1 protein-coding gene is annotated in these 2,240 nt (G+C 49.9%); it reads left to right on the plus strand.

The genetic code is table 11. The features are described from left to right. Positions 1-577 precede the first annotated feature (577 nt). Entirely contained in the window at positions 578-2,116 is a 1,539-nt protein-coding gene (ltrA, locus tag H525_RS0115375) for a group II intron reverse transcriptase/maturase (protein ID WP_027416904.1), read from the plus strand. The last annotated feature ends 124 nt before the right edge of the window (positions 2,117-2,240 follow it).

A 2,240-nucleotide genomic window follows, 5' to 3' on the forward strand; every position in this document is an offset into this window, starting at 1 on the left:
TTTTTTTCAGACATGCCCTTCTTCTGCTGTGAGAAGAAGTGAGCCGAAACGGCGGTGACTTGCCGACACTGGCAAGGTGACGTAGTCCGTGGGAAACGGGGCTTGCGGCGAAGTGGTTACGCCAAGATGAGTCTCTAGGCTGAGCATGGGACGGTTGAGGAACACGAACCTGTTAAACCGCATCTGAGGGTTGAAATGTCACCCCTGCCTACACCGCTTAACAGGCAGGTCGTGGACTGATATCCGTTACTCATATTGACGGAATCACGAATGTTGATCGGACATGTACGCTGACCGACAGGGAATCACGAAGAGTGCACAGCTAGATCGTGATGTCCGCGACGACTTGCAGAAAGCAAGGATAAAGACTGCGACAGGCAACCTCGCCCATGTGTAGAGTCCAACGTGTGAACTGGGGAAGGTTTGCACAGATGCTAAGGGAGTGTGTCCCCGATGATGTGCAAGCTTGCGGAGCCTCCGTAGTAGTCCGAGACCGGGAAAGCCGGTTACATGGCGAAGGGAGGCAGTTTAAGTGGTTTGCCTGGCTCATTAACTGACCGTAGTGAGGTGAAGACCTTTGATAATCAGTGAAATGCAAAGCAAACGGGCGACATGGTCAACAGAAAATAAAGAACACAAGTTCGACAGGCTCTTACGGCTTATTGCTGACAGGTCTTGGCTTAGCGAAGCGGCTCGTATCACACTGGCTTCCAGCGGAGCCCGAACACCGGGCGTAGACGGCATCAACAAACGCAAGATGGAAGAACGACTTGATCTTGAACTGGAGACCATTCACCACGAATTGCTCACTGGCTCGTATAGTCCTCTACCCGCCCGCCGTGTGTACATCCCGAAAGCGAACGGCAAACTCAGACCATTAGGAATTCCTTGCCTCAGAGATCGTATCGTGCAACGGGCGATGCTGATGGCAATGGAACCAATATGGGAAAGCGATTTTCATCCGGTCTCCTATGGATTCAGACCCGCGCGAAGCGTCCACCACGCGATTCGAACCGTCAAAATGCAACTGCAAGATGGAAATGAGCAAACGAACGCAACTGCAGGCCGCTGGGTCATTGAAGGTGATCTTGCCAGTTACTTTGATACCGTACATCATCGCCTGCTGATGAAGGCAGTCCGTAAACGCATCTCCGACCAGAGATTTCTTTCCTTGCTTTGGAAGATAATCAAGGCAGGCTGCGTAGACCGAAAATTATTTCGTTCCTCAAGCGAGGGTGTTCCGCAGGGCGGGGTCATTTCCCCGCTGTTATCTAACATTATGCTACATGAATTTGACCAGTGGATGGAAAGGAAATATCTAAGCAAAAAGGTACGGAAAGATCGCTGGGCATGGAATTTTGGCATTCTGAACCAGCGCCCTATCACGATACGTGAAAATCGGAAATGGAAACCAGCCATTTCTTATTGCCGCTATGCGGACGATTTTGTGGTGGTCGTCAAAGGAACCAAGGCGCATGCGGAAGAAGTTCGTGAAGCATGTAGGGAATTTCTCGAAGATAAGCTGAAACTCACGCTGAATATGGAAAAGACGCATATCACACATGTGAATGACGGTTTTGTTTTCCTTGGCCATCGCATCATTCGCAAGAGAGGACCACGTGGACGCATGCGACCTGTGACAACGATTCCGTGGGAGAAACATCGCCGTTTTACCGAGAAGGTAGTCAAGCAACTGTCAGGGAATTACGGTGCAAACGCAGTAGACATAATCGAAAGCCTGAACCGACAAATTGCGGGTTGGGCAAACTTCTACCAATACACTGACCATACAGCGACTATATTCAGCAAAGTAGATCGCACGGTATTCTGGAAGCTTGGGTACTGGCTGGCTCGAAAATACAAACGGGGTTTCAGATTGCTGATGCGAGACTATGTCCGCTCCCCTAATAAGGGCAAGGCCAAAACTTGGGTACTACAGGGACAGAACAGTAGAGGCTTCTATGGAGAAGTGGCTCTCCGAAGGCTAATAACCAGCCGTAAAGGACGTTTCATTTGGCGGAATCCAGCTGAAAATCCGTATATTTTGCGTACAGATAAACACCGTACTATTGAATCATATTACGATGAAGTCGCCTTTGCTTTGAGCAACACTTAAATGGAGAGCCGGATGCGCTGAGAGGTGCAAGTCCGGTTCGGAGAGGAGAGGTAAGGAAATAGCTCGACTACGCCTTATCTCTTACTCTACTTCCAACGGATGAAGGATGGCTCTATCTCGCGAG

The sequence above is a fragment of the Aneurinibacillus terranovensis DSM 18919 genome (genome assembly GCF_000430625.1).
Lineage (GTDB): Bacteria > Bacillota > Bacilli > Aneurinibacillales > Aneurinibacillaceae > Aneurinibacillus_B > Aneurinibacillus_B terranovensis.